The sequence below is a fragment of the Amycolatopsis sp. NPDC004169 genome, assembly GCF_040610315.1.
In the GTDB taxonomy this organism is placed as follows: Bacteria; Actinomycetota; Actinomycetes; order Mycobacteriales; family Pseudonocardiaceae; genus Amycolatopsis.
Map to the genome: position 1 here is coordinate 175,971 of NZ_JBEXMD010000016.1, position 25,843 is coordinate 201,813.

General features: G+C 69.3%; 18 protein-coding genes, 2 tRNA genes and 1 pseudogene. 13 read left to right on the forward strand and 8 right to left on the reverse strand.

Annotated features, from left to right (window positions below; all coding sequences use genetic code 11):
* Positions 1–38: 38 nt before the first annotated feature.
* Complete coding sequence (locus tag ABZX11_RS23200; protein WP_176172395.1) at positions 39–317, forward strand: DUF397 domain-containing protein; 279 nt, start codon at positions 39–41, stop codon at positions 315–317.
* On the opposite strand, the gene ABZX11_RS23205 is transcribed toward ABZX11_RS23200, so the two are convergent.
* The 4 genes from ABZX11_RS23205 to ABZX11_RS23220 all read right to left on the reverse strand — a co-directional run bounded on the left by ABZX11_RS23205 (position 314) and on the right by ABZX11_RS23220 (position 4,430).
* Positions 314–1,195 carry a nuclear transport factor 2 family protein gene (locus ABZX11_RS23205; protein ID WP_354916121.1) on the reverse strand — a complete coding sequence of 294 codons (882 nt, stop codon included), beginning with the start codon at positions 1,193–1,195 and terminating at the stop codon, positions 314–316. The two genes, ABZX11_RS23200 and ABZX11_RS23205, sit on opposite strands and share 4 nt — an antisense overlap.
* Positions 1,196–1,265: 70 nt before the next feature.
* A complete protein-coding gene (locus ABZX11_RS23210) occupies positions 1,266–2,573 on the reverse strand; it encodes an ankyrin repeat domain-containing protein (protein WP_354916124.1) in 1,308 nt (435 codons plus the stop codon).
* A 148-nt stretch (positions 2,574–2,721) separates the two neighbouring features.
* A complete protein-coding gene (locus ABZX11_RS23215) occupies positions 2,722–3,534 on the reverse strand; it encodes a TIGR03620 family F420-dependent LLM class oxidoreductase (protein WP_354916127.1) in 813 nt (270 codons plus the stop codon).
* The gene (locus ABZX11_RS23220) at positions 3,531–4,430 is read right to left on the reverse strand and encodes a TIGR03620 family F420-dependent LLM class oxidoreductase (RefSeq protein WP_176172391.1); all 900 of its coding nucleotides are present in this window, start codon (positions 4,428–4,430) and stop codon (positions 3,531–3,533) included. The genes ABZX11_RS23215 and ABZX11_RS23220 overlap by 4 nt, the downstream gene beginning before the upstream one ends.
* Positions 4,431–4,517: 87 nt before the next feature.
* Between ABZX11_RS23220 and ABZX11_RS23225 the strand changes: the two genes are divergently transcribed.
* The 6 genes from ABZX11_RS23225 to ABZX11_RS23250 all read left to right on the forward strand — a co-directional run bounded on the left by ABZX11_RS23225 (position 4,518) and on the right by ABZX11_RS23250 (position 14,336).
* On the forward strand, positions 4,518–5,081 hold the full coding sequence (locus tag ABZX11_RS23225) for a TetR/AcrR family transcriptional regulator (protein ID WP_176172390.1): 564 nt from the start codon (positions 4,518–4,520) through the stop codon (positions 5,079–5,081).
* 124 nt (positions 5,082–5,205) lie between these two features.
* Complete coding sequence (gene serA, locus ABZX11_RS23230) at positions 5,206–6,804, forward strand: phosphoglycerate dehydrogenase (protein WP_354916131.1); 1,599 nt, start codon at positions 5,206–5,208, stop codon at positions 6,802–6,804.
* 230 nt (positions 6,805–7,034) lie between these two features.
* Positions 7,035–10,397: a S8 family serine peptidase gene (locus tag ABZX11_RS23235; RefSeq protein WP_354916134.1), complete on the forward strand. Its 3,363-nt coding sequence runs from the start codon at positions 7,035–7,037 to the stop codon at positions 10,395–10,397.
* Between the two features lie 228 nt (positions 10,398–10,625).
* Positions 10,626–11,666 (forward strand): 3-isopropylmalate dehydrogenase, encoded by a 1,041-nt coding sequence (locus ABZX11_RS23240; RefSeq protein ID WP_176172387.1) that lies wholly within the window; start codon positions 10,626–10,628, stop codon positions 11,664–11,666.
* Positions 11,667–11,929: 263 nt separating this feature from the next.
* Positions 11,930–13,534 carry a citramalate synthase gene (gene cimA, locus ABZX11_RS23245; RefSeq protein ID WP_176172386.1) on the forward strand — a complete coding sequence of 535 codons (1,605 nt, stop codon included), beginning with the start codon at positions 11,930–11,932 and terminating at the stop codon, positions 13,532–13,534.
* A gap of 31 nt (positions 13,535–13,565) precedes the next feature.
* Positions 13,566–14,336 (forward strand): fumarylacetoacetate hydrolase family protein, encoded by a 771-nt coding sequence (locus ABZX11_RS23250; RefSeq protein WP_176172385.1) that lies wholly within the window; start codon positions 13,566–13,568, stop codon positions 14,334–14,336.
* Here ABZX11_RS23250 and ABZX11_RS23255 read toward each other — a convergent pair.
* Positions 14,333–15,583: an FAD-dependent oxidoreductase gene (locus tag ABZX11_RS23255; protein WP_354916138.1), complete on the reverse strand. Its 1,251-nt coding sequence runs from the start codon at positions 15,581–15,583 to the stop codon at positions 14,333–14,335. The two genes, ABZX11_RS23250 and ABZX11_RS23255, sit on opposite strands and share 4 nt — an antisense overlap.
* Positions 15,584–16,085: 502 nt before the next feature.
* Between ABZX11_RS23255 and ABZX11_RS23260 the strand changes: the two genes are divergently transcribed.
* The 3 genes from ABZX11_RS23260 to ABZX11_RS23270 all read left to right on the forward strand — a co-directional run bounded on the left by ABZX11_RS23260 (position 16,086) and on the right by ABZX11_RS23270 (position 17,119).
* Positions 16,086–16,820: an HAD family hydrolase gene (locus tag ABZX11_RS23260; protein ID WP_176177897.1), complete on the forward strand. Its 735-nt coding sequence runs from the start codon at positions 16,086–16,088 to the stop codon at positions 16,818–16,820.
* A gap of 50 nt (positions 16,821–16,870) precedes the next feature.
* A tRNA-Gln gene (locus ABZX11_RS23265) sits at positions 16,871–16,942 on the forward strand.
* Between the two features lie 101 nt (positions 16,943–17,043).
* Positions 17,044–17,119: transfer RNA gene (locus tag ABZX11_RS23270), tRNA-Glu, on the forward strand.
* A gap of 1,193 nt (positions 17,120–18,312) precedes the next feature.
* On the opposite strand, the gene ABZX11_RS23275 is transcribed toward ABZX11_RS23270, so the two are convergent.
* Both ABZX11_RS23275 and ABZX11_RS23280 read right to left on the reverse strand, forming a co-directional pair.
* The gene (locus ABZX11_RS23275) at positions 18,313–18,576 is read right to left on the reverse strand and encodes a DUF397 domain-containing protein (RefSeq protein WP_354916141.1); all 264 of its coding nucleotides are present in this window, start codon (positions 18,574–18,576) and stop codon (positions 18,313–18,315) included.
* 141 nt (positions 18,577–18,717) lie between these two features.
* Positions 18,718–19,581 (reverse strand): helix-turn-helix transcriptional regulator, encoded by an 864-nt coding sequence (locus ABZX11_RS23280; RefSeq protein ID WP_354916169.1) that lies wholly within the window; start codon positions 19,579–19,581, stop codon positions 18,718–18,720.
* A gap of 162 nt (positions 19,582–19,743) precedes the next feature.
* Here ABZX11_RS23280 and ABZX11_RS23285 point away from each other — a divergent pair, with 162 nt between their 5' ends.
* Positions 19,744–21,450 carry a hypothetical protein gene (locus ABZX11_RS23285; RefSeq protein WP_354916144.1) on the forward strand — a complete coding sequence of 569 codons (1,707 nt, stop codon included), beginning with the start codon at positions 19,744–19,746 and terminating at the stop codon, positions 21,448–21,450.
* Between the two features lie 11 nt (positions 21,451–21,461).
* On the opposite strand, the gene ABZX11_RS23290 is transcribed toward ABZX11_RS23285, so the two are convergent.
* Positions 21,462–23,537 carry an NB-ARC domain-containing protein gene (locus ABZX11_RS23290; RefSeq protein ID WP_354916147.1) on the reverse strand — a complete coding sequence of 692 codons (2,076 nt, stop codon included), beginning with the start codon at positions 23,535–23,537 and terminating at the stop codon, positions 21,462–21,464.
* A 1,606-nt stretch (positions 23,538–25,143) separates the two neighbouring features.
* Here ABZX11_RS23290 and ABZX11_RS23295 point away from each other — a divergent pair.
* Positions 25,144–25,404 (forward strand): hypothetical protein, encoded by a 261-nt coding sequence (locus ABZX11_RS23295; protein WP_354916149.1) that lies wholly within the window; start codon positions 25,144–25,146, stop codon positions 25,402–25,404.
* A gap of 138 nt (positions 25,405–25,542) precedes the next feature.
* Positions 25,543–25,749: pseudogene (locus tag ABZX11_RS23300) on the forward strand (PepSY-associated TM helix domain-containing protein); the annotation flags it as partial.
* Between the last annotated feature and the right edge of the window lie 94 nt (positions 25,750–25,843).

Here is a 25,843-nt window from a genome sequence, read left to right on the forward strand (position 1 = left end):
TTCGGTGCGTTCGGTGGCCGTTTCGCTACGCTGGCGACATGAGTGAGCAGCCGGTCGACGACAAGGCGCACATCCGGCACCACCTCGACTTCACGAAGGCCGAGTGGATCCGGGCCGAGCCGGAGGGCGAGACCCTCGACGACTGCGTCGAGTACGCCTTCATCGAGCACACCGACGGCGTCACCTACACAGCGATGCGGCAGTCGGCGAAGCCGGACGGCGTGATCCTCGTCTTCACGCCGGGGGAGTGGGACGCCTTCGTGAAGGGCGTCCGCGACGGCGAGTTCGACCTGCCCGAGGACCTGGCCGAGGCCTAAAGCTCCGCCGCCAGCTCCGGGATCCGGCCGAGCTCGCCGGCGATGCCGAGGTGGTCGCCGTAGTCGCGGGATTCGACGACCAGGCCGTCGCGGATGCGCATGGCGAAGATGTTGGCGATGCGGACCGGCCGCCCGCCGTAGCTGCCTTGGTAGGCGAACTCGGCGATCAGGATCTCCGGGTCGGTGCCCTCGTGGGTGACCAGGTCGGTCGCTTCGAAGTCGACACCCATGGTCGCGGCCTGCTTGAAGTGCGCGCGCAGCTCGTCGCGCGTCCGGACGACGGCCGAGCCCGGCTGGAACGGGTGCGTCACGTGGGTCTCCTCGGCGTACAGCTCCGCCAGCTCTTCGCCGCGTTTGTCGGACACGCCGTAGACGAGCTGCTCGAAGACCCCGCGCCGGCTGGCCGGGTCGCTCGACGTCCGTGGCCGAATCGGCGACAACTCGCGCGGCGGCGCCTGCTCGTAGGCCCGGATCAGCTGGTCGACGCCGTCGCGGACGGCCGCGAGCCGCAGGTAGTCGTGGTAGTCGCGGGAGTGGACGATCAGGCCGTCGCGGATGCGCAGGACCTGGATGTTGGCCGCCTCGATCGTCCGCCCGGTCTCGACCGACTCGGCGTCGTAGTCGTATTCGGCGACGATCACCTCGGGGTCGGTCGTCTCGTGGACGACGACGTTCTTGCGCGTGAGCCGCAGCGCCCCGGCGAGGACGCCGGTGAACCGTTCGTGGACGGCGTCGCGGCCGTGAAGGCGTGTCGGCCGCGGAACCGCTTGCGGGTGTTCGACGACGGTGCCCTCGGCGTACAGGGCGGAAAGCTCGCTGAAGCGGCCTTCGCCGATGCCGTCGGACAGCGCCGCGAAGACGTCGCGGGGTGCGTTCATGGGTCCTCCCAGTGGGCAAAACGGAGTCTGCAGTCCGTCTCCGACGATACGGACTACAGACTCCGGTTGTCTACCGGAGCAGGTCCCGTGCCGCCGGCTGCCCGCACACCTCCGCCCACTTCTCCGGGGTGCCGTCGAAGATCGCGTCGCGGGCGCCGGGGTCCGCGCCGTTTTCGACCAGGGCGCGGATGACGTCGAGGTGCCCGGACTGCGCGGCCAGGTGCAGGGCCGTGACGCCTTCGCCGTGGTTCGGGCCGCCGAACGTGCCGCGGAAGTTCACGTCGGCGCCGAGCTCGAGCAGCGCCCGGACGGCGTCGGGCTTGCCCGACGCCGCCGCCCAGGCCAGTGCCGTGCCGCGGTAGACGTCGGCGTCCACGGCGGCGCCCCGCGCGACGAGCGTCCTCATCGCGTCGACGCGGTTGTTGCGGGCCGCCCAGGAGAGGGCTTCGTTGATGACCTCCGCCGGGTCGTCCGTCGGCTGCCGGCGCGGGAAACCGCTGTGGGGGCGGTAGAAGCCGCGGTGTTCGCCGCCGCGGCCCGACGTCAGGAGTTCGTCGAGGGCGTCGAGATCGCCGAGCCCGGCCGCGACGCGCAGGTTGCCCGGTGCCCGGCTGTGGACGGCCAGTTTCTCCGCGGCTTCGCGGTGACCCCAGAACAGCGCGACGACCAGGGGAGTGCCGCCGTCGCCGCGAGCCGATACGTCGACGGGGGCACCGCGCTCCAGCAGGAGGTCGAGCAGGTGCGGCAGGTTGCTGTAGGCGGCCTGGTGCAGGGGTGTCCAGCCGTGGACGTTGCCGCGGGCCGGGTCGGCGCCGTGGTCGAGGAGGATCCGGCTGAGCCGCTCGTCGTGGGTGGCGCCCGCCATGCCGAGCAGGTCGTTGCCGTTGGTGCCGCGGGCGTCGACGAGCCCGGGGAACTCGTCGAGCAGCGTCTCGAGCCGTCCGGGATCGCGGGCCTCGATCGCCCGGTACGCGCGGGCGAAGGGCTCGCCACTGTCCACAAGGGACTTTACGTGGTCACGGAGTGCCTTCCAGGAACCGAAACCGTGCTCCCGGGCGACGACCACGCGGGCGCCGTCCCGGGTGCGCGGCTGGTGCCACCGCTCGAACGGTTCCGTCGCTCCAGGCGTGTCGTCCTCGGCCGAGGCGAGCAGCCCGAGCGCGCGTCCGGCGTAGTACCCGACGTCCTCGTGGTACGGGTGCTGCAGGGTCTCCCCGTGCTCGGTGACGCGCCTGAGGTACGCCTGCAGTTTCGGCCAGCTCGGGAAACCGTGCTCCCGCGCGATCCGGAACTGGGCTTCCGACAGCTTCACGCCTTCGGCCCGCGCGAGGTCCTTCGCGCGCTTGCGGAGCTGTTCGAGGTTGAGTCCACCGGGCACCGTCGTGCCTCCTTTCCTCTTCGCCCGTGGTCCGCCGGCACCGGGCAGGAAAGAAGGTGCGGAGCTGGTGGTGCGGTGAAGCGGGGTGGGCTCGGCCCTTTCCGCGGACGGGACGCGGCCCCCGCCGCGCCCCGCCAGCGTACCGCGGTCAGGTCAGGACGTCGGCCAGCCTGCGGTAGGACTTCTCCGTGCGGGCCAGCACCTGGACGCAGACGTGGTCGGCGCCCGCGTCGAGGTGGGCACGGACCCGGTCCGCGATCGCCTGTTCGCCGGTCGCGACGATGGCGTCGACCAGGCGGTCGCTGCCGCCGTCGGCCAGGTCGTCGTCGGTGAACCCGAGCCGGCGCAGGTTCTCCTGGTGGTGCCGGGCCAGCCGGACGTACATGCCGACGTGTTCGCGGGCGACGTCCGGGGCCGCGTCCAGGACGACCGCCTGCTCGACGGCGAGGTACTTGCCCGGCCCGAGCCGTTCGCGCGCCATCGCGGTGTGCTCCGGCGGGACGAAATACGGGTGGGCGCCGTCGGCGCGTTCGGCCGCCAGGTCCAGCAGCTTCGGGCCCAGTGCCGCGAGCACCCGGCGCGGCCGGGGCGACGGCTGGGGGAGGCCGGACAGCTCGGCCGCGTCCATCCCGTCGAGGAATTCGCGCAACGCCGTCAGCGGCCGCGCGCCCGGCCGGTGCCCGCCCAGGCCGGCGACGAACCGCCCCGGGTAGGCCTCGCCGAGGGCGCGGATGGCGCCTTCGGCGGCGAGCGGGGAGCGCTGGTCGAACCGCGCAACCCCGGTGGCGACGGTGAGTTTCGACGTCGCCGCCAGCAGCAGTGCCGCCTGCGTGAACGCCTCCCGGCCGGCGAACTCGCCGAACCAGACGGCGTCGAAGCCGAGTTCCTCCACTTCGGCGGCCGTTTCGCGCAGCTCGCCGATCGGGGCGCCGTCGAAGAACCGCCAGATCCCGACGCTCATCCCGTCACCGCCGGGGCCAGCTCGACCAGTGCGTCCAAGGTGGCCTCGAACGCCGGCGCGGACGGCGTGAGCAGCACGTGGTCGGCGCCCGCGTCGAGCACTTCGGCGACGCGCTTGCCGATCGTGGCCGCGTCGCCCCAGAGCACGAGGTCGTCGACGAACGCGTCGCTCGGCCCGGCGATGTCGGCCTCGGTGTAGCCGAGCCGTTTCCAGCCCGCGAGGTAGACGGTGACGGAGTACTCCCGCGACTGCGCCACCCGGCGCCGGACGCTCTCGCGGGCGTCTTCGCGGGTGCCGAGCAGGACGGTCTGCTGCGGGATCAGCAGCTTGTCCGGCCCGAGGATTTCGCGGGCGTACGGCGTGTGCGAGACCGGCTGGGCGAACGGGTGCGCACCGTCGGCGTGGTCGCGGGCGAGTTCCAGCATCTTCGGCCCGACGGCGGCCAGCACCCGCGGGAACGCCACAGGTGCGGGGGTTTCGGCCGCGGCTTCGTCCATTTCGGACAGATAGGCGCGCATCCGGTCGATCGGCCGGTAGTCCTCGCCGAGTTTCGTCGCCTGGAACGCGTGCCCGACGCCGACGCCGAGCACGAACCGGCCGGGGTGAAGCCGGGCCAGCGTCGCCCCGCCCTTGTACGCGGTCGTCCCGGCCCGCAGCCAGGTGTTCGCGATGCCGGTGCCGAGCACGACGTCCGGCACCGTGGCCAGGAGGTCGCCGAAGTGGGCGAACACCTCCCGGGTGCCGGGGCCTTCGCCGCTCCAGACCGAGCGGTAGCCGGCCTCGGCGAGCCGCCGCGTCCCTGCGCGTTCGACGTCCGGCGGTGGTTGCAGCGGTGCGCTCGGCAACCAGGCGCCGATCGCGCCGAGCCGGGCGCGGGTGTCTTCGATCAGGGTCATCCTCGTTCCCTCCAGTAAGCTGAGGCTGCCTCCGGTTAATATACGGAGGCAGCCTCCGATTGGCCAGCGGGTATGGTCGGGAGCGCGATGACCGACGTCAAACCGATGCGCGCGGACGCCCGCCGCAACTACGAGCGCCTCCTCGAGGAGGCACAGCGCGCCTTCGCCGAACACGGCGTCGAGGCGTCCCTGGAAGACATCGCGCGCCGCGCCGGCGTCGGCATCGGCACGCTGTACCGGCACTTCCCGACCCGGGACGCGCTGCTCGAGACGCTGCTGCGCGCCCGGTTCGACGCCCACGCCGAGCGGGCCCGCGAGCTGCTCACCCACCCCGAGCCGCTGAACGCCCTGCACACCTGGCTGACCGGGCTCGGCGACGCCACCGGCACCTTCCGCGGCCTGGTCGAGCTCACCGCCGACGCCCTGAACGACGAAACATCCCGGTTGTACGAGTCGTGCCACGCGATGCGCGAGCTCGGTTCCCAGCTGGTGGAACGCGCGAAGCGCGCGGGGGAGCTGCGCGAGGACGTCACGGCGCACGAGCTGCTTTTGTTGCTGCACGCGGCATCCTGGGCAGGGGGTCACCTGCCCGGCGAAGGGGGCATGCAGCGGCTGCTGGCTCTTGTTTTCGAGGGATTGCGGGCGAGTTAACACCAGACGACGCCACGGGCCCGGCCAGCGCGTTAAACTCCGCTCGACCGGGGCACAACGACGTGCTTTGACCGTTTGTCGACACAGAGCGTCCTGGAAGTGACCAGATAGTGGGAGCCGCATCGTGAGCAAGCCCGATAAACCCGTCGTTCTCATCGCGGAGAAGCTCGCCCCCTCCGTGCTGAGCGTCTTCGGTGACGAGGTGGAGGTCCGGCACGTCGACGGCACGGACCGGTCCGCGCTGCTCGAGGCGGTGAGGAGCGCCGACGCGCTCCTGGTCCGCTCCGCCACCCAGGTGAACGCCGAGGTCTTCGCGGCCACCACGCAGCTCAAGGTCGTCGCCCGCGCGGGTGTCGGCCTGGACAACGTCGAGGTGCCCGCCGCGACCGAGCGCGGCGTCCTGGTCGTCAACGCGCCGACGTCGAACATCGTCTCCGCCGCCGAGCACGCCGTCGCCCTGCTGCTGTCGGTCGCGCGCCGCGTCCCGGCCGCCGACCAGAGCCTCCGCGGCGGCGAGTGGAAGCGCAGCTCGTTCTCCGGCGTCGAGCTGCAGGGCAAGACCATCGGCGTGGTCGGCCTCGGCAAGATCGGGCAGCTGTTCTCGCAGCGCCTGGCCGCGTTCGACACGAAGCTCATCGCCTACGACCCCTACGTCTCGGCCGCCCGCGCCGCGCAGCTCGGCATCGAGCTCGTCACCCTCGACGAGCTGCTGACCCGCGCCGACGCGATCTCCATCCACCTGCCGAAGACGCCGGAGACCAAGGGCCTCATCGACGCCGAGGCGCTGAAGAAGACCAAGCCGGGCGTCATCATCGTCAACGCCGCCCGCGGCGGGCTGATCGTCGAGCAGGACCTGGCCGACGCGCTGCGCTCGGGCCACGTCGGCGGTGCCGGCATCGACGTGTTCGAGTCGGAGCCGACCACCTCGAGCCCGCTGTTCGAGCTGGAGAACGTCGTCGTGACGCCGCACCTGGGTGCTTCGACGGCCGAGGCGCAGGACCGCGCGGGCACCGACGTCGCGAAGTCGGTGCTGCTGGCCCTGCGCGGCGACTTCGTGCCGGACGCGGTGAACGTCACCGGCGGCGGCGCGGTCGGCGAGCACGTCCGCCCGTACCTGTCGCTGGTCCAGAAGCTCGGCCAGCTGCTCACGGCGCTGAACCCGACGTCGCCGACGTCGGTCACCGTGCAGGTCAAGGGCGAGATCTCGAACGAGGACACCAGCGTGCTGCAGCTGGCCGCGCTGCGCGGGGTGTTCACCGGCGTGGTCGAGGACCAGGTCACGTTCGTCAACGCGCCGCAGCTGGCGGAGAAGCTGGGCGTGCAGGTCGAGCTGGAGACCGAGCCGGAGAGCCCGAAGTTCCGCAGCCTGGTGACGGTGCGCGCGGTGCACGCGGACGGCGCGGTGCTGACCGTGTCGGGGTCGGTGACCGGCCTGGACGAGGTCGAGAAGCTGGTCGAGGTCAACGGCCGCGGCTTCGACCTGCGCGCGGAGGGCACGGTGCTGCTGGTCGAGTACCCGGACCGCCCGGGCGTGATGGGCCGCGTCGGCACGCTGCTCGGCGAGGCGGGCATCAACATCGAGGCCGCCCAGATCAGCCAGACCACGGACGGTTCGGACGCGGTGATGCTGCTGCGCGTGGACCGCCACATCGACGCGCACCTGCTGGAGCCGATCGGGGCTGCGGTCGGCGCGCACACGATCCGTGCGGTGGATTTCAACTGACGTAACACTTTAGAAGGCCCCCTGTCACCCGGCAGGGGGCCTTCGTGCGCAATCACATTCACGTAACGGAGTCCTTTGCCTACGTAAGTAGGTGTTTTGGGGCATTAAGTTCTCCCCGCGAGGTTGAACCACGCGTCGTCGAGGGCACGGCGCTGTGCCGCGCTTCACCGTCGGGGGTGTCAGGAGCGGCAGGCAGGTTCGGGTCCAGACCTCGGGTAAGGGGCCGACTCATGAGCAGATCCCGCCTCCCCGCGCGCGCCACGACGGCGGCCTTCGCCGTCGTTCTGGCGGCCGCGCTCGGGGCGCCGGTCGCGAGCGCAGCCGATGCGCCGCTCGCCGACGGCGTCGCACCGGCCAAGATCGACGACGCGAAGCTGCAGGGCAAGCTTTCGCCGCGTCTGGGGGCCGCGCAGGGCCGGGTCACCGCGTTCGTCGAGCTGGCGAAGAAGCCGGCCGTCGACGCGTTCACCGCCGCGGAGCCGCAGGGCAAGGAGCAGGCCAAGCGGGCCGCCAAGGCCGCGAAGGCCGACACCGCCGCCGCCGTCGACGCGGTTGTCGGGCAGCTGCGCGCGGCCGACGCCAAGCCGCAGGTCGTCACCCAGACCGCCAACGCCGTTCCCGGTGTGGTCGTCACCGCCGACGCCGCGAAGCTGCGTGAGGTCGCGAAGCGGGCCGACGTCGTCGCGGTGCGGACGGTCGTGCCGAAGACGCGCACCAACGCCAGCGCCGAGCAGCTGACCAACACCCTCGCCGCCTGGCAGCAGACCGGCAAGTTCGGGGACAACGTCCGCGTCGGCGTCATCGACGACGGCATCGACTACACCCACGCCGACTTCGGCGGCCCCGGCACGCAGGCCGCCTACAAGAGCGTCGATGCCACCAAGCCGACCCCGCTCTTCCCGAGCGCCAAGGTCGTCGGCGGCACCGACCTCGTCGGCGACGACTACGACGCCGCCACGGCCGGCAAGACCACCCCCAAGCCGGACCCGAACCCGCTCGCCTGCGGTGAACACGGCACGCACGTCGCCGGCACCATCGGCGGCTTCGGCGTCACCGCGGACGGCAAGACCTTCAAGGGCGACTACAAGAAGCTGGATGCCAAGAAGGTCGACGCGATGCAGATCGGCCCGGGCACCGCGCCGAAGTCGCTGCTCTACGCGATCAAGGTGTTCGGCTGCACGGGCTCGACGAACGTCACCTCGCAGGCCCTGGACTGGGCGCTCGACCCGGACGGCGACGGCGACTTCACCGACCACCTCGACATCGTCAACCTCTCCCTCGGCTCCGACTTCGGCGCCCCGGACGACCCGGACTCGCTGTTCGTGCGCAAGCTCGCCGCGAACAACGTCCTCCCGGTGATCTCCGCGGGCAACGGCGGCGACATCAACGACATCGCCGGCTCCCCGGGCAACACCCCCGAGGCGCTCACCGTCGCCAGCACGCGCGACGCGGGCATCCTGCGCGACGCCGCCGAGGTCAAAGCGCCTTCGACGGCCGCGGGCCAGAAGACCGGCCAGTACAGCCAGAACTACACCGGCTACGACACCCTGGACCTGACCGCGCCGGTGGTGGCCCTGTCGGCGGCGAACGCGGCAGGCTGCGCCCCGTACTCGGCCGAGGACAAGGCGAAGGCCGCCGGCAAGTTCGTCTTCCTCGAGTGGGACGACAACGACGCGACCCGCGCCTGCGGTTCGGCGGGCCGTTCCAACAACGCGCAGGCCGCCGGGGCCAAGGGCGCGCTGCTGTCGTCCACTTTGGAGCACTTCACCGCCGGCATCGCGGGCAACGCCGGGATCCCGGTGTTCCAGTTCACCGGCTCGGCCACGAAGACGGTGCGCCCGGCGCTGACCGCGGGCACGCTGCAGGTCCGGCTCTACGGCACCGGCCGCGCCTCGATCCAGACCTACGACAAGACGATCGTGGACACCCCGAGCTCGTTCACCTCGCGCGGCACCCGCGGCCCGGCCGTCAAGCCGGACGTCGCCGCCCCCGGTGACACGATCACCTCGGCCTTCCGCGGCAGCGGCAACGGCCGCACCGTGCTGAGCGGCACGTCGATGGCCGCCCCGCACACCGCGGGCATCACCGCCCTGGTCCGCCAGTCGCACCCCGACTGGTCGGTCGAGGAGGTCAAGGCGTCGGTCATCGACACCGCCGGCCACGACGTCTCCGACGGCGCGGGCCACACCTACGCGCCGCAGCGCGTCGGCAGCGGCCGGATCGACGCCAAGGCGGCGCTGGACAACCAGGTGCTCGCCTACGTCGTCGACGACCCGGGCGCGGTCAGCGTCAGCTTCGGCACGGTCGAGGCCTCCGGCCCGGTGACGCTGTCGAAGACGATCAAGCTGGTGAACAAGGGTGTCACGCCCGCCGAGTACACCGTCGCCTACCAGGCGGTCAACGCCCTGCCGGGTGTCGAGTACACAGTGGACAAGCAGTCGGTGAAGCTGACCGCGCGCGGCACGGCCAAGGTGAAGGTGACGCTGAAGATCACCGACCCCAAGGCGCTGCGCAAGGTGATGGACCCGACCATGTCGGCCACCCAGGCCGGCCTGGCCCGCCAGTTCGTCGCGGACGCCTCCGGGCGCGTCGCCTTCACGCCGGTCAGCGGGGCCAAGGTGCCGCTGCGGGTCTCGGTCTACTCCGCGCCGAAGCCGGTGTCGACGATTTCGACGCCGCCGTCGGTGAAGTTCGCGCCGGACGCCACCCAGGCCGTGCTCAACCTGACCGGCAAGGGCGTCGACCAGGGTGCCGGCGCGCAGCGGTACCGCTCCCTGATCAGCGTGTTCGAGCTGCAGGCGGAGTCCCCGCAGCTGCCCGAGTGCGACGCGAACGTGGTCACCGACTGCACGCTGAACAAGACGGCCAAGGGCGGCGACCTCCGCTACATCGGTGCGGCGTCGACCGCGCCGCTGGCGAAGGCCCAGGGCGAACCGGAGAACGCGATCCTCGCGTTCGGCCTGTCCACCTGGGGTGACTGGGCGAACATCGGCAGCAACACCTCGCCGTTCGTCGACATCGACACGACCGGGGACGGGCAGCCGGACTTCGAGACCTACGTGACCAAGGCGACGTCCACCGACGTCCTGCTGGCCACCACGGTCGCGCTGACCCCGGGCTTCCCGACCGTCGACGTCCAGGCGGTCAACGGCCAGCTCGGCGACGTCGACACCAACGTGTTCGACACGAACGTGATCACGCTGCCGGTTTCGCTGGCCGCGCTGGGCATCGACGCGAGCGCCGACAGCCACCGCATCTCCTACACGGTGGGCGTCAGCGGTTTCTACGTCGCGCCGGGCACCACGAACGGGCTGATCGACTACGTCGGCACGCCGCTTTCGTTCGACGCGCTCGCGCCGGGCTACGCGGTGCAGGGCGGCGGCGACGCCGCGCTGGGCTACGTCGCGAAGCCGGGCACGGCGCTGGTCGTGACCCGCAACGCGGCGTCGGCCGCGGCCGACAGCGCCCTCGGGCTGCTGGCCATCGAGCACCACAACGCCGCGGGCAACCGGGCGAACGTGGTCAAGGTGGACGCGGCGCAGGGCGCCCGGCCGGGGAACGAGCGTCAGCCGATCGGGGCTGGTCGCCGCTAGGCGGGCGCAAGATCGATTTGTGCAGCACCAGGGGCGTCTCCGGCGGTTTTCCGCCGGGGGCGCCCCGCTCGCATTCACCCGATTGGGTGTCTCACCCCGTGGGAGGATGCGGCATAAGGGTGGTGCGGCTACGGCGGTTTGTCTACGGCCGGTAACCTTCCGGCTGCTGGCGTTTTGTTGCGATGGACCATCGGTGCGGCCGGTGGTCCGGTCGACGGAGGTGTGTGGATGCGGCTCGCGGTGATCCCAGGAGACGGGATCGGGCCCGAGGTGGTCTCCGAGGCGCTGAAGGTGCTCGGCGAGGTAGTACCGACGGCGGAGATCACGAACTACGACCTCGGCGCCGCCCGATGGCACTCGACCGGCGAGCTGCTCCCGGAGTCGGTCCTCGGCGAGCTCCGCCAGCACGACGCGATCCTGCTGGGCGCGGTCGGCGACCCGACGGTGCCGAGCGGCATCCTCGAGCGCGGCCTGCTGCTGCGCCTGCGGTTCGAGATGGACCACCACGTCAACCTGCGCCCGGCGCGGCTCTACCCGGGCGTGCGAGGCCCGCTGGCCGACGCGGGCGACGTCGACATGGTCGTCGTGCGCGAAGGCACCGAAGGCCCGTACGCGGGTACCGGCGGCCTGATCCGCAAGGACACCGAGCACGAGATCGCGACCGAGGTCAGCGTCAACACCGCGTTCGGTGTCCGGCGCGTGGTCGCGGACGCGTTCAACCGCGCCGAGGCCCGCCCGCGCAAGCACCTGACGCTGGTGCACAAGACCAACGTGCTCTCGTTCGCGGGTTCGCTGTGGTCGCGGATCGTCGAAGAGGTCTCGCTGGAGCACCCGGAGGTGACGGTCGCGTACTCCCATGTGGACGCGGCGACCATCCACCTGGTCACGGACCCGTCGCGGTTCGACGTGATCGTCACCGACAACCTGTTCGGCGACATCATCACCGACCTCGCGGCCGCGGTCACCGGCGGCATCGGGCTGGCGGCCAGCGGCAACCTGGACATGACCCGCCGCAACCCGAGCATGTTCGAGCCGGTGCACGGCTCGGCGCCGGACATCGCGGGCCAGGGGCTGGCCGACCCGACGGCCGCGGTGCTGTCGGTGGCGCTGCTGCTGGACCACCTGGGGCAGAAGGAGGCCGCGCGGCGGATCGAGGCGTCGGTGGCGTTCGACCTGGCCACCCGCGACCAGTCCTCGCCGGGGGCCACGCAGGCGATCGGCGACCGGCTGGCGGCGCTCGTGTCTTCCAACGTGCGGACGGCCGGCTGAGTTTTCCCGGGAAAAGCCCCGCACCCTCGCCGGGTGCGGGGCTTTTTCGTCCACGGGGTGTTCCCGGATGGTGGAAGCCTGGCCCAGTTCCTGGACTCGTCCGCGAAACGTGTGGCATGATGCAACCGTGACCAGCTTCGCGATCATTATCGACGAGCGCGCCGGACGATAGCTCCACAAGAGCCCCCGGCGCGCAACCTCTCGCACCCTGCGGGAGGTTTTTTTGTTGCCTCGAAACGCCAGGAACACGCTAGGAGAAGACCGTGACCCGCCAGGAGCCCGCCGATACGCCGCTGGGCGATGCCTTCCACCTCTACGACACGACCTTGCGCGACGGCGCGCAGCGGGAGGGCATCACCTACTCGGTGCAGGACAAGCTGGCGGTCGCCCGGCTGCTGGACGAGCTCGGCGTCGGGTTCGTCGAAGGCGGCTGGCCCGGGGCGCTCCCCAAGGACACCGAGTTCTTCGCCCGCGCCGCCAAGGGCGAGCTGAAGCTCAAGCACGCCGCGCTCGTCGCGTTCGGCGCGACCCGCAAGGCCGGCACCACCGCCGAAGCCGATCCGCAGGTGCGGGCCCTGCTCGACAGCGAAGCCCCGGTCATCACCCTCGTCGCCAAGTCCGACCTGCGGCACATCGAGCGCGCTCTCCGCGTCGACGTCGACGAGGCCTGCGCCATGGTCAGGGACACCGTCGCATTCCTCACCGGGGAAGGCCGCCGGGTCTTCCTCGACGCCGAACACTTCTTCGACGGCTACGCGTTTTCGCCCGAAACCTCGCTCCGGGTGCTCGACGCCGCCGCGCACGCGGGGGCCGACGTCCTCGTGCTCTGCGACACCAACGGCGGGCAGCTGCCGCTCGGCCTGGCCGAAACCGTCCGCACCATCAAGGAAAAGACCGGATTCCGGCTCGGGATCCACTGTCAGGACGACACTTCCTGCGCCGTGGCGAACTCCGTCGCCGCGGTGCAGGCCGGCGCGACGCACGTCCAGTGCACCGCCAACGGTTACGGGGAGCGGGCCGGCAACGCCGACCTGTTCGCCGTGACGGGAAACCTGGTGACCAAGCTCGGCCTCGACGTCCTCCCGACCGGAGGCGCCGCCGAGCTCACCCGGGTCTCCCATGCCCTTGCCGAAATCGCGAACATCGCCCCCTACACCCACCAGGCCTACGTAGGGGCGTCGGCCTTCGCCCACAAGGCGGGACTGCACGCGAGCGCGATCAAGGTGGATCCGTTGCTGTACAACCACATCGATCCGTCTTCCGTCGGCAACGACATGCGGGTACTGGTCACCGAGATGGCCGGCAGGGCCAGCCTCGAGCTCAAGGGACGTGAGCTCGGGGTCGACCTTGCCGGCCGGCCCGAGGCGCTGACGAGCGCCATCACAAAGGTCAAGCGCCTGGAGGCGGAGGGCTGGTCGTTCGAGGCCGCCGACGCCTCCCTGGAACTCCTGCTGCGTCAGGAAACCGGCGTCCCCGCCGAAGCGCCGTTCGCGCTGGAGTCCTACCGGGTGGTGCTCGACCACCGCGCGGGCGGCGAGGTGATGGCCGAGGCCACGGTCAAGGTGCACGTCGGCGGCGAGCGCGTGATCGCCACCGCCGAGGGCATCGGGCCCGTGCACGCCCTCGACGCCGCCCTGCGGAAGGCGCTCTCCCCGCACCTGTCCTGGTTGGACAGTGTGGAGCTGTCCGACTACAAGGTGCGCATCCTGCAGGGCCACCCCGGCACCGACGCGGTGACGCGCGTGCTGGTCGAGAGCACCGACGGCGAACGCGAGTGGACCACGGTCGGGGTGCACGGCAACATCGTCGAGGCCAGCTGGCTGGCCCTGTGCGACGCGCTCGTGCACAAGAGCACCACCGTGGCCTAGGTCACGGGCTGGGCGCACGTAGAATGACGACGTGCGCCTAGCCCGTATTGCTCATCCCGGTGGTGTCGCGTTCGCCTCGATCGAAGGCGACGGCGACGACGCCCAGGTCCTCGAAATCGCCGAACACCCCTTCGGCCAGCCGAACTTCACCGGCAAGCGCTGGCCGCTGGCCGACGTCCGGCTGCTCGCGCCGATCCTGCCCTCGAAGGTGATCGCGGTCGGCCGCAACTACGCCAAGCACGCGGCCGAGTTCGGCAACGAGGTGCCCAGCGACCCGATGCTGTTCCTCAAGCCGTCGACCACGGTCATCGGGCCCAACGCGGCCATCCGCCGCCCGTCCGGCATCGGCCGCGTCGACTTCGAAGGCGAGCTGGCCATCGTCATCGGCCAGCCGGTGAAGAACGTGCCGGCCGCCCGCGCCGCGAGCGTCATCCTCGGCTACACGGTCGCCAACGACGTCAGCGCCCGCGACCTGCAGAAGTCCGACGGCCAGTGGGGCCGCGCCAAGGGCTTCGACACCTTCTGCCCGATCGGCCCGTGGATCGAGACGTCGATCGACGCCGCCGACCTGGCGCTGCGGAGCGAGGTCGACGGCGAGCTCAAGCAGGACGGCCGTACTTCGGACCTCGTCCACAAGATCCCCGAGCTGGTCGAGTTCGTCTCCGGCGTCATGACGCTGCTGCCCGGCGACGTCATCCTCACCGGCACCCCCGAGGGCGTCGGCCCGATCGAGGGTGGCCAGAGCGTCTCGATCACCATCGAAGGCATCGGCACCCTGACCAACCCGGTCGAGAACGTCTAAGCCCGGCTCGCCGGCTCCATCGGCCGCCGGGCGAACGCCGGAGCGTGCTCCGGCCGCAGCCCGAGGCCGAGGAGCCGGGCCGGGACGTACGACAGTCCCGGGAACCGCGCGAACGCCTTGATCATCGGCTCCGGCGGGCCGTTGCGCTTGCCGTTCATCACCCCGCGCACCACGGTCCGGTGCATCAGGCGCTGCAGCCCCTGCACCAGCAGCGTCGGCGCCAGGCGCCGCGCACGCACCTTCGCCAGCTCGGCCTCCGTCGGACGGCCCCGCCGCAGCGGCTCGGCCAGCAGCGTCGCCGCCGCGACCGCGTCCTGCACCGCCAGGTTGATGCCGACGCCGCCGATCGGCGACATCGCGTGCGCCGCGTCGCCGAGGCACAGCAGCCCGTCGACGTGCCACCTGCGCAGCAGGTTGAGCCGCACGTCGAGGAACTTGACGTCGTCCATCGTCGCCAGCTCGTGCACCCGGTCGGCGAACTCGGGGCAGATCTGCGTCACGTTCTCGCGGAACGCTTCGATGCCCTCGGCGCGCAGGTCCTCGCCCTTCGGCGCCAGGTAGGCGACCTGGTAGAAGTCCGGCCGGGGGAGCGGCACCGCGAAGCGGCGGTCGCGCATCTTGGGCAGCAGCATGCCGCCTTCCTCGGCTTCGCCGCGCGAGAGCCGGAACCACCAGACGTCGAACGGGCAGTCGTACTCCCGCGGCACCAAGCCGGCCTCGCGGCGGGCCAGCGACCAGCGGCCGTCGGCGGCGATCACCAGGTCGGCGCGGATTTCGCCGGTCTCACCGGCGCTCGTGCGGTAGGTGATGCCGTCGACGCGGCCGTGTTCGCGGACCAGGCCGGTGCACTCGGTCTCCATCCGCTGGACGAACGTCGGCTCCTTGCGCGCGCTTTCGGCGAGCAGGTCGAGGAAGTCCCACTGCGGGACCATCGCGATGTACGGGTGCGCGACCTTCAGCCGGGTGAAGTCGGCGAGCTTCATCAGGTCGCCGTTCTCCTGGGGGAAGCCGGCCGAGCGCAGCTCGCTGTGCGGCAGCGCGTGGAACTTCTCGCCGAGCCCCAGTTCGTCGAGCAGCGTCAGCGTCGACGGGTGGACCGTGTCCCCGCGGAAGTCCCGCAGGAAGTCGGCGTGCTTCTCCAGCACCGTCACCTCGACGCCGGCCCGGGCCAGCAGCAACCCCGTGACCATCCCGGCCGGCCCGCCACCGATGACGACGCAGGTCGTGCGCTCGGTCATCTCGACCATCTCCCTTATTCATCGCTTGTTGAATAAGTCGAGGATGCACCCGCCCGGCACCGGCGTCAAGGGGTGTGACCGGAGATACGCTGATCGGGCGACGGCCGTGCGCCCGCGCCGCGGTTGCCGGAAACCGTCCAAACGCGACAGTTGGTCGACGGTGTTCCGGTCGTGCCCCGCTTCGGCTGCGGGAAGCGGAGGTGCCCTTGTGGACGGTGCGGATTCCCAAGCGGCACAAGGGTTTCGGCTCGGGAATCGATTTCCGTTCCCCGGGTGCCGTCGCCGTCGGCGCGGGCCGCCGGGTAACCGAACGGGGACGGTTCGCCAACTGGGAGTAGAGCGGGTGCGCCGGAACAGGGGAGCCGCAATCACCTCTTTGGCAGCGTCGCGAACGCGGCGGTTGCCCTAGCCTCACTGGGTGGATTTCGCCCTGGCACCCCGGACCCCGTCGCGAACCGCCTCGCCCGCCGCGGCGGTGCCCGAGCCCTGGACTCCGCCCGAGCTCCGGCTGGTGTGCCTGGACATCGACGACACGCTCATCGACTGCACCGCCGCGATCCGCCGGAGCCTCCACATCCTCACCGGCCGGGGTGACCTGTGGCCGCTGTGGGACCTGATCACCGAAGAGCACGTCGCCCTCGTCGTGGCGGGCGAACTCGACTACGCGACGATGCACCAGCGGCGCACCGACTGCTTCCTCGCCGAAATCGGCATCCTCGCCGACGCCGAGCAGGTGAGCTCCTTCGAACGCCGTCGAAGAGAACTGCTCGACCACTCGTGGCAGCTGTTCGACGACGTCCTCGACTGCCTGGAGTGGCTGCGCGCGGCGGGCCTGATGCTGGCCGCGGTGACGAACGCCTCAGGCGGCCATCAGCGGAAGAAGATCGCCGACCTGGGCCTGGCGCCGTTCTTCGACCACGTCGCCATCGCCGGCGAGCTCGGCGTGGCCAAGCCCGACCCGGTGATGTTCCACACGGTGTGCCTCGGCCTGGGCTGCGCGCCCGCCCAGGCGGTCCACGTCGGCGACAAACTGGACACCGACGCGATCGGCGCCCGCGACGCGGGCCTGGGCGCGGTCTGGCTCGACCGCGACCGCATCGGCGAGCGGGCGCCGGAGGGCGTCCACACGGTGGCGGGTCTCGCGGAGCTGCCTGAGCTGCTGGTTTCGGAGTACGCCACGATCGGCGTCCCGGCCCAGCGCGGCAGTGGCACCCCCGCGTTCACGGTCCGGAACGGCGTGCTCTAGTATTTCTCCTCGTGCGGTGCTGAACCGGCCAAGCCGGAGCAGTACCTCACTGGGGTATGGTGTAATTGGCAGCACGACTGGTTCTGGTCCAGTTAGTCTAGGTTCGAGTCCTGGTACCCCAGCTGCGGAGAGTGGCCCCCCTGCGAAGCGGGAAATCGCTTCTGGTAGGTTCTCTCCAGCAAGAAAAACAGAAAAGCCCCTGGGAAACCAGGGAAGTTCCTAAGCCCCCGTCGTCTAGCGGCCTAGGACGCCGGCCTCTCACGCCGGTAGCGTGGGTTCGAATCCCATCGGGGGTACCAGCAGTAACCAAGCCCGTCTGACTCCAGTCAGGCGGGCTTTTGGTCTCCTGCGCCGAAGATCCTCTGTGGCTTGTGCTGCCTTCGAGAGATGATCCATCGGCAGTCTGGCTGTGATCGTCACCTCGTCGCCGCTGGACGGCGATGCGGAGCCGGGTGACCTCGAGCAGCTCGTGCAGCAGCTGTCGTGGCACCTCCGCCAGGTTCACCACGAGGTAGGGAAGCGCCTCGATCCGGCCGAGGTCGGCTGCCCTCGGCCCGATGGACCGTCAATGGGTCGTCGGGGTCCGCCTCGCGGGCCTGCTTCATGATCGAGTGCTGCTGACGCGCCACGGTGGTCAGAAGCTTCCGCTGGCGTATCTTCTCGGCCTCCCTCTCCTGGCCGGCGGTGTCGTCGACGCCGCCCAAGTCCCGTTCGATGGTCGCTCGCCGTTCGGTGCTGAATTGGCGGTCGGCGTAGAACCGGCAGATGGTTCCACGAGCTCGTCCTCGCCTACCCGGACCGACGTCGGGAGACTGTGGTTGACGTCGGCCTTGCCCTGAGTCTTCTTGTAGTTCAGTCGCCGAGTGCCTGTCGGTCGCAGCGGAGCGTCAGGAGCCGGCGGACTCGGTCGGCCCGTGGTCCTGCTTCGTCGACCTGGTGCGCATTCTCTTCCCGGCGGGTTTCACTGTGTTGTCCCAGAAGGACTTGACGTGAGGAGCGAGGTGAAGGGCAGCAACGACGACTCCGAGGGCTGCCAGCTCGGCCCAACCGGGTTGCGGATCGTCATCGCCACGGCCACCGCAGACGACGACGGAGTCGCTGTCCTTCTCGGCGAGCCTGTAAGCGTCAGGAGTTCCGTCCAGGTAGAGGCCACAGAGAACCCGCGGAAGATGTCGGATGCGGTCTCCCGGTGGTTGGCGAGTAACGCACCTTGCCGAACTTCAGGGACAGCGATCGGCGGCCATCGCGCTCCGGCGCTCCTCTTCGTCGCCGAGCGACGGCTGATCAGCGCTGCCGAGTGTCAGCACTGTCCCGCGATTGGCGTGAATTGGCTCGCGCACCAATCTCCGCGGCACGCAGGGCTTTCTTCTGGCTGGACACAAAGGTGACAGATTTGGGTCGATTCGGCGACGCTGCTTTGCTACATGTGCATTGGCATGTGCATTGTGGTGTGGCGACAACCGATCCGGAAGCTCGCGCAAAGCTTCGGGAATCAGGCTGCCGGACGGCTCCTGGAAACCGCTGCGCCCAAGTGGCCGACGAACAGCGACCAACCCGAACGGCTGATGCGCAGCTCGCCCGCTTGGAGTGACTTGGAGTCGCGGACGCGAACAACCCTTCTGGTCAGGGCTACTTCCACGCACTGCGGGTTGCCAGTCGGGCTGCATCGAGAACTTCGATGCCACCCGACCCCCTGGGCGTCGACGGCAATTACGGGTGCGACAATCCGTCCAGTCATCAGGCCCTCCCGACCCATGATCGGCCAGGAGATCGTCCGGCCGATGGACGTGCTTCGAGTTACCCGATGTTACCCTCTTTGTGTATGGAACACGGTTTCGCTTGTGAAACTACGCACTTCGGTGGCGAGCCGAACCGGGGACGTCCGCCGAGTCGTGCGCTATTTGCCGGCCGACCCGGCAAGGATACGGTCGATGGTCACTTCGAATTCGGCGGGCGATGAACTGTGTTTCGCGCTCGACAACCGGTCGAAGGCATCCAGGTAGCGGCCGACCTCGTCGGCGTCGGTCCGGGCCAGCACCAGTGAGCCGGGTTGGTCGAGGTACACGACGTGCTCTTGGTCGGGCACGTCGAAGATCGTGAACGAGTTCTGCATCCCGTCCGTCACGCCGCTGCTGAACAGGGCCACCTGGATCGTGACGTTCGGCAACCGGTTCAGCTCGACCAGGAAGCCGAGCTGCTCGCGCATGACGTCCTCTGACCCGACCACCCGGGAGAGCATCGCCTGATCCAGTACGAACCTGGCCTCCATGGGATCGTCGCCGGTCAGCAGGTCCTGACGTTTCGTGCGCATGAAGACCGCACGGTCGGTGGCTTCATCCGTGGCGTCGAAGGCGGCGCAGATGGCGCGGATGTACGCCTTGGTCTGCAGGATGCCGGGCACGGCGAACGACTGGTACTCGTACATGGCGGTGGCCGCCGCCTCGACTGCGATGAAGTTGATCAGCTCCGGGGCGACGTGCGGCCGGAAAGCGTCCCACCAGGCCTTCTCCCGTGAGGTGCGTGCGGCTTCGGCGAGCCGCTCCACGGACTCGGGTTCGACGACGCCGTAGAGGGCGAGCATCGCCTTCAGGTCGGTGATCGACAACCCGACAGTGCCGCTCTCAATGCGGATCACCTTGGAGATCGACCACTCGAGTCCGGCGGCGACCTGCTTCTGCGTCAACCCGGCCGCACTGCGCAGCCGGCGCAGCTCGGCCAGGAGAATCCGCTGGGCGGCAACCGGATTGCGTCCCCCGAACATGGTCACCCGCTTCTCCACTAGTCTGGGCCCGTCAACGCCTGCTAGCTTCTTGAGCTGTCAGCCAGTTGCCAGTGTCAAATCGGCCAGGTGGCGATCTGCTATCTAGTAGTACCATCTGCTACCCGGAGTAGCAATAGTTGATCTCATCAACACGATCGGGGCATGGTGAGTGACTGCTCGGCAGACGACAGTGACTATCGAACGCTGCTGTCGCCGTTTTCGCTGCTCGTGGTGATCAGGACGTTCACGGAGCTCGACCGGGTGGACACGTTGCTGGAGGCCCTGCACCCCGAGAGCCCGCACATCAAGTTCGTCGTCGAGCCGGGGTCCAAATTCGCCCGTGGCCTGGGGGCGCACATCGAGGAACTCGGTCATCACGTTTTGACCTGGGCGGAAGCGCAGGCCAAGCGGTTCGACGTGATCTTGGCTGCCCACGCGACCCCCGCCCTCGGCGACCTGCACGGGCCGGTCGTCGTCGTTCCTCACGGGGCTGGCTACCACCGGATCGTGGAGTGGTCGACCGGCAGCGCCAGGTACCCGACCGGGTTGGTCAAGAGCCAGCTCACCAAGCCGTCCGGGGAGGTGATCCCGAGCGCGATCTGCATGTCCCACGAAGACCAGATCGGCCAGCTGGCGGAAAGCGCTCCTGACGCAGTCGACCGGGCGGTGGTGATTGGCGACCTGGTGTTCGACCGGATCGTCGCGTCGCGCACGAGGCGTGAAGAGTTCCGAGATCGGTTCGGGGTCCTGCCCGGGCAAAAGCTCGTCGCCGTCACGTCGACGTGGGGTGAGTACGCCACCATGAGGACCGCGAAGCGGCTGGTGCGGAACCTGCTCGGTCAGCTGCCGATGGATCACTACCGGGTCTTGCTCATCATGCACCCGAACGTGTGGTCCGCGGACTCACAGGCCGCGATCATGGACCAACTCCGGGACGCCAGGGACAGCGGCCTGGTGATCGTCCCGCAGCGAACACCGTGGGAAGCGGGTTTGATCGCTGCTGACGTCGTCTTGGGCGATCACTCGTCCCTGTCGATCTACGCTGCAGCGATCGGGTGCCGGTTCCTGCTCGCTTCCGACGGCAGCAAGGAGCTCGTGCCGGACTCACCCCTGGCGCGGCTTTGCGCGCAGGCCACCCGGCTCGATGTCGACGGAGACCTCCGCCGGCAGATCGAGGACCACGTCGGCTCTCCCCCTCGGTTCTCCGCCGAGGAGATCGCGAGCACGATCTTCCAGGAGCGGAAGAGGTCGTGGGCGAACTTTCGCTCCGTCGTGCGAAGCCGAGCGGGGCTTCCCGACCTGGTGGAGCCGCCGCGGACGACTCCGGTCGACGACCCGAAGCCCGACTTCGGCCGCCGGGTGACCAGCTGGGTCGCCACGGTGACGTCCGACGCGGGCGACCAGCCGGGAACCGGCACGGTCCGCATCGAACGCTATCCCGGTGTCGTCGCCGAGCCGTCGTTGCACGTCGATGCGTGGCGGGTGGCCGACTACGCCGAAACGAACGACGCGTCGCGGTACAACTGCGAGCTACTCCTCCACGCTCATCCGCTCAGCCGGCTGGACGGCGAGAAGTGGGCGCTCAACGTGCTCCAGCTGCAGCCCGCTGCCCACGACGACACTGTGGGCGCCGGGCCGCCGTCCGGTGCCCGCAACACCGGTGTCGCGGCTTACCGTCACGAGGGCGGGTGCGCGGTCCGGTTCGTCGACGGCACCCGGATCGAAGTCGGCACCGAGGACGTGTTCGCCGCAGCCGTCGCGTTGTACCGGCTGTGGTACGACGGCCATCCACTCGACCGGCCAGGCAACGTCGCGTACAGTTTCCGGCCCGGCGAGGTCGAGAAGTTCGGCTACACCCCGGCCCCTTGAGCTGGTGGCGCTCAAGGCCGCTGCTCGTCGAGCAGGCTCTTGGCCACGTGGACCAGCGGGCTCCCGGTGGCTTCGTAGAGTTGGACGAGCCGTCGGGCGGAGTCGTGCAGCAACTCCCGGTCGTTGTCGTGCTGGGCGACCTTGACGAGGATTTCCAAGGCCTGCGCTTCTTTCACCGGCTGCCGGTTGTTGCGGGTCGTGCGCACCGCGGAGCGGAGCACCGACCGGGCATCGTCGAAGCGGGAGAGGCTCTCGTACGCGCTTCCGAGAGCGATTCCGACCTTCGCTGCGCACATGCTGTCCTGAATGCGTTCCGCAATGGTCATCGCTTCGGTGAGGGTTCGCAGACCGTCATCCGTGCGGCCGGCTTGGAACAGCATGTCCCCGAGCTGGTAGGTCTGGATGACCACGCCACGATCGCTGCCCAGCTGGTGGTTGAGGTCCCGCGCCCGCCGGAGGTTCTCCTCGGAAGCCTCGAACCGGCGCAACGCCCTGAACAGAAGGCCTCGTGATTCGGCGACGACCGCTTCGGAATGCAGGTCACCTTGAGCGGCCGAGATCGCTTCCGCCAGTTGTTCGTCGGCTGATTCGAAATCGCGCAAGCTGATGAATGCTCTCGCGAGCTGGTTGCGAATCCGGGCCTCGGCCGGACGGTTGCCGCACCGTCGTGCCGCGTCCACGCCCAAGCGGTGCGTGTCCAGCCAGTCGGTGTGGACCTTCATGCTGTAGTAAAAGGCCCACAGCGACTCGCAGAACGTCCACACCGTCTCGTACATTTCGAGACGCCAGGCTTCGTGGACGGCAGCCAAGAGGTTCGACTGCTCGGCCGTGAACCACGACATGGCCGACTGGCTGGTGAACCGCGGATCGGAATCGGCGGGCTCCCATTCGGAGACCCGCCAGCGCCCGGCACCCAGCACCGCCCGATCGGCCACTGCCGCGGCCCGCGCGTACCACCCGACCATGCGCCGGACCGCGGAATCGATCGCGGTGGCTGCCTCGTCGCGCTCGACCATCGTGCGGGCGTGGAGGTGAACCAGGTCGTGGAAGCGAAAGCGGTCTTCGCCGCTTTCCTGGATGAGACTGGAGGCGAGCAGGACGCCGAGGAGACCGTCTGCGGTGTGCGCCGGCAGGCCGGCCATCGCCGCCGCCGTTTCCAGGGAGAACTGTGGGCCCGGGTGGAGTCCCAGCAGCCGGTAGAGCCGGCGAGCGGCCTCGGGTAGCTCACCGTACGCCGCGTCGAACATGGCCCGGACTCCGTCCTCGCCTTCGAACGCCAATCTTTCCAGTCGCTGCTGATCGTCCTGCAGGTAACATATCAGCCGTGGTATGGACCACTGTCGTCGCGTGGCCAGCTGCGCGCCTGCCACACACAGAGCCAATGGGAGTCCGCCGCAAAGCTCCGCCAAGCGGCGGATATCGGCGCGGTCGTCGGTGCGCAGTTCAGGCAGTATCTCCGCGATCAGCAGTTCGGCGTCCGGTGCCGGCAAGGGGTCGACGTCGATGAATTCGGCGCCTTCGGTGATGAGCCCGCCGAGCTTGCGGCGGCTGGTGACCAGGACGACGCTGTTGCTGGATCCCGGGATCAACGGGCGCACTTGAGCGGCTTGGTCGGCGTTGTCGAGAACGACCAGCAGCTGTCTGGTCAGTGTCCGTGACCGGAACATGGCAGCGCGCTCGGGAAACGACGATGGCACGTAGTCTTCGCGCACGCCGAGTCCGCGGAGGAACCCGCCCAGCACCTCGGACAGCTCGACACCGCCGGGACGGCGGTAGTCGGCGAGGTTGACGTAAAGCTGACCTTCGGTGAAGCGGTCGCGGTGGCGGTGTGCCCACTTCAGGACCGCTGCGGTCTTTCCGACACCGCCGAGACCGCTCAGCGCGATCACGGTTGCCCGGTCGTCGTTCGCTTTCCCGGCTCTGTCGGAAATAGCCGACAGTTCACGGGCGCGGTTGACGAACAAAGGCGGCGGCGGAGGTACCTGCTGTGGAGCTTGGTGAAGGTGCGGGTACCGGCTTTCCGCTCGTCCTCGACTGCGATGAGTGGCCAGCGTCAGGAGCCTGTCCGACTCTGTCTCAGCGCTCATTCGCTCGCTCCCCGCCGAGTGACTCAACGCCGTACGACGATCTGGAGTCTCCCACCCTACCGCGCTTCGGTGGTCGTTTTCCAGCGTTGAGCCCAAATGCCGCGACGCTACCTACTCTGGGTAGCATGGGAAACGGACGTGCACAATTGGCAGGCGTAGGTATTGCCCCATCGTGGGCGGCGTTCTGTGCAAAAGGGGCAACTGGATGCCTGCGGACGGCGGTAACGTTGTGCGTCCCCGCGAGTGTTCCCCTCACTCTCATGCCTTTACGTGGATCACACTTGTGGCCGTAACGCGCGCCGTCACATGTCCTGTCTGTGTCCCTGTGCCCCGAAAGGGTGCACGTGCATAGGCATGAGCAAGTGAACCGAGGCACGATGTCGCACTCCTTTGCGGTGGGCCAGGCTGCGCTTCCGGCGATCGAGCAGGGCGGGACGCCAGACGGGTGACGGGCCGGCAACATGACACTCACTGTCGCCCGGCTGCGAACCTGACGGCGTGCGATCGTGGATTGCGGCGGATCGGACCACACCATAGATGTCTCGACGGTGCGACGGAGAGTCGACGCGGGCCTCGTTCGAGTGACAACCATGGTGTTCACGTCGTTCGAAGGTGACCTGAGGACAAGGTGGTCATGAGTGTGAAGTCGCAGTCCTGTGGGGTCTCGCTACAACGATTACGGTGAGAAACCTGTTCCTGACGGCATGGAGTCGGGATTGCGCTGGGATCGCAAACTCGGGAAACTCGCGCCGGATCCCGTGGATCTTGGTCGTGTTTGAACCGTCGCTTCGCGGGAACATCGCTGCCGTCGTGTTGAACTCTGCTGCCGACAGCGGAAAGGATTTCGGTATCACCGTGTGGAGGCCCGCTGGTTCGACTAGGGGGGCAGAGGCCCGGATGTCTCCGGCTGGCGAGCCCGCCACTTGCGAGCCAGCGGGGCTTGTTGGCGGTCGATCCGACGCCCGCCGCGCAGTGTGCGCGCGTTCTGGGGGCGGAGAAGTGTGGTCAGAGTCCTTGCTCGGGGCGACGCACGATGCGTTGTGGGCGTGCAGTGGCGGGACGGCCCATGATCAAAGGAGCAGCGGCGCCGCGGCCGAGCGGGGCTTCGAGGAGGTGACGCGTGAACCGCGCTCTGCGAGCTACCTTCTCCCGGTTGTCCTGCCGTTCTTCACTGCGCTTTTCGGTGTTTCCGCCGAGCGAGCCAGTCCGGTGAAGTCGCGGTCCTCGATGCGCTAGGGGCTGTGCTGACCTCATTGTTCTCAGCGTTTCTGACCACCGCGAACGCTCCGCTCTCTGGGGCGTAGCCAGAAGACTGTGGAAGAAATTCGTCGAGATCACGCAATGCCAGTGCTGAGGGACCACAGGTGTGCGGACGCAAGTCCGGGTCAGCTGCTACCGGCTCGCGGGCGGCGGAAGACGCCAGAAAATTTTGGCCCTGCGCGATCAGGGCAGAGGTCCGCGCCGGTGGGGATGCGTCCTCGGCCGCACTCGGCCTCGTGGAACGACCACACCCGCTGCTCGGCGGTCTGCTCCACCGCCGCGTCGGCAACGGAGGCCAACGCACCCGCGACGGCATCTGTCCGACGTCGGCTGCCGGCTGCGCCCGATGACGGTTCAACGCTCGGCTGAGCGGTTCGACTGCCGGCAGCAGGGCGAGGGCTGGGCAGGCTGCGACGGTGGCGCCGAAAGTTCTCACCTCAGTGGCGGAGCCGAAGCCGGCGCCGAGCGCGAGGGAGATCCCGAACGTGAAGGCGAGCCGGGCTTGCCACCTGCAGCCGCCGACGATGAGCGGCAAGATCGCTGCGGTCGTCGGGTCTGCGCCGAAGCGGAGGCGAACTGGTTCCGCGCGGCCAAGACCCTTTCCTGATCCGCGACCGGCTCGCGAAGTCCCACCGGCGATCACCGCGCCGGGGCGGTCGCGAAAAGTTCTCGGAACCGTTCACCCTTTCGAGCCGACCTTCTGCCCGAGCGACCGAACCGGCGTCGCGGAGGTGAAGGGAGCTCGATGTCGATCGACCAGAGCGACGAGCGCACAGCCGACGCAGGCGAAACAGGCAAGCCGGCTCCAGAGCTGCGGTTCACCTGGGCCGGCGTGCGGCCGCTGCTGCTGCGGCTGCACTTCTACGCCGGCGTCTTCGTCGGCCCGTTCCTGCTCGTCGCCGCGCTGACCGGGCTCGCCTACATCTGGACCCCGCAGATCGAACAAGCCGTCTAGGGCGTGTCTGACAAACTTTCCGACTGACTGCTGCGATGCTGCCGGTCGTGTCGCGTTTCCAGCTGCTTTCCGATGATCAGTGGGCGTTGAT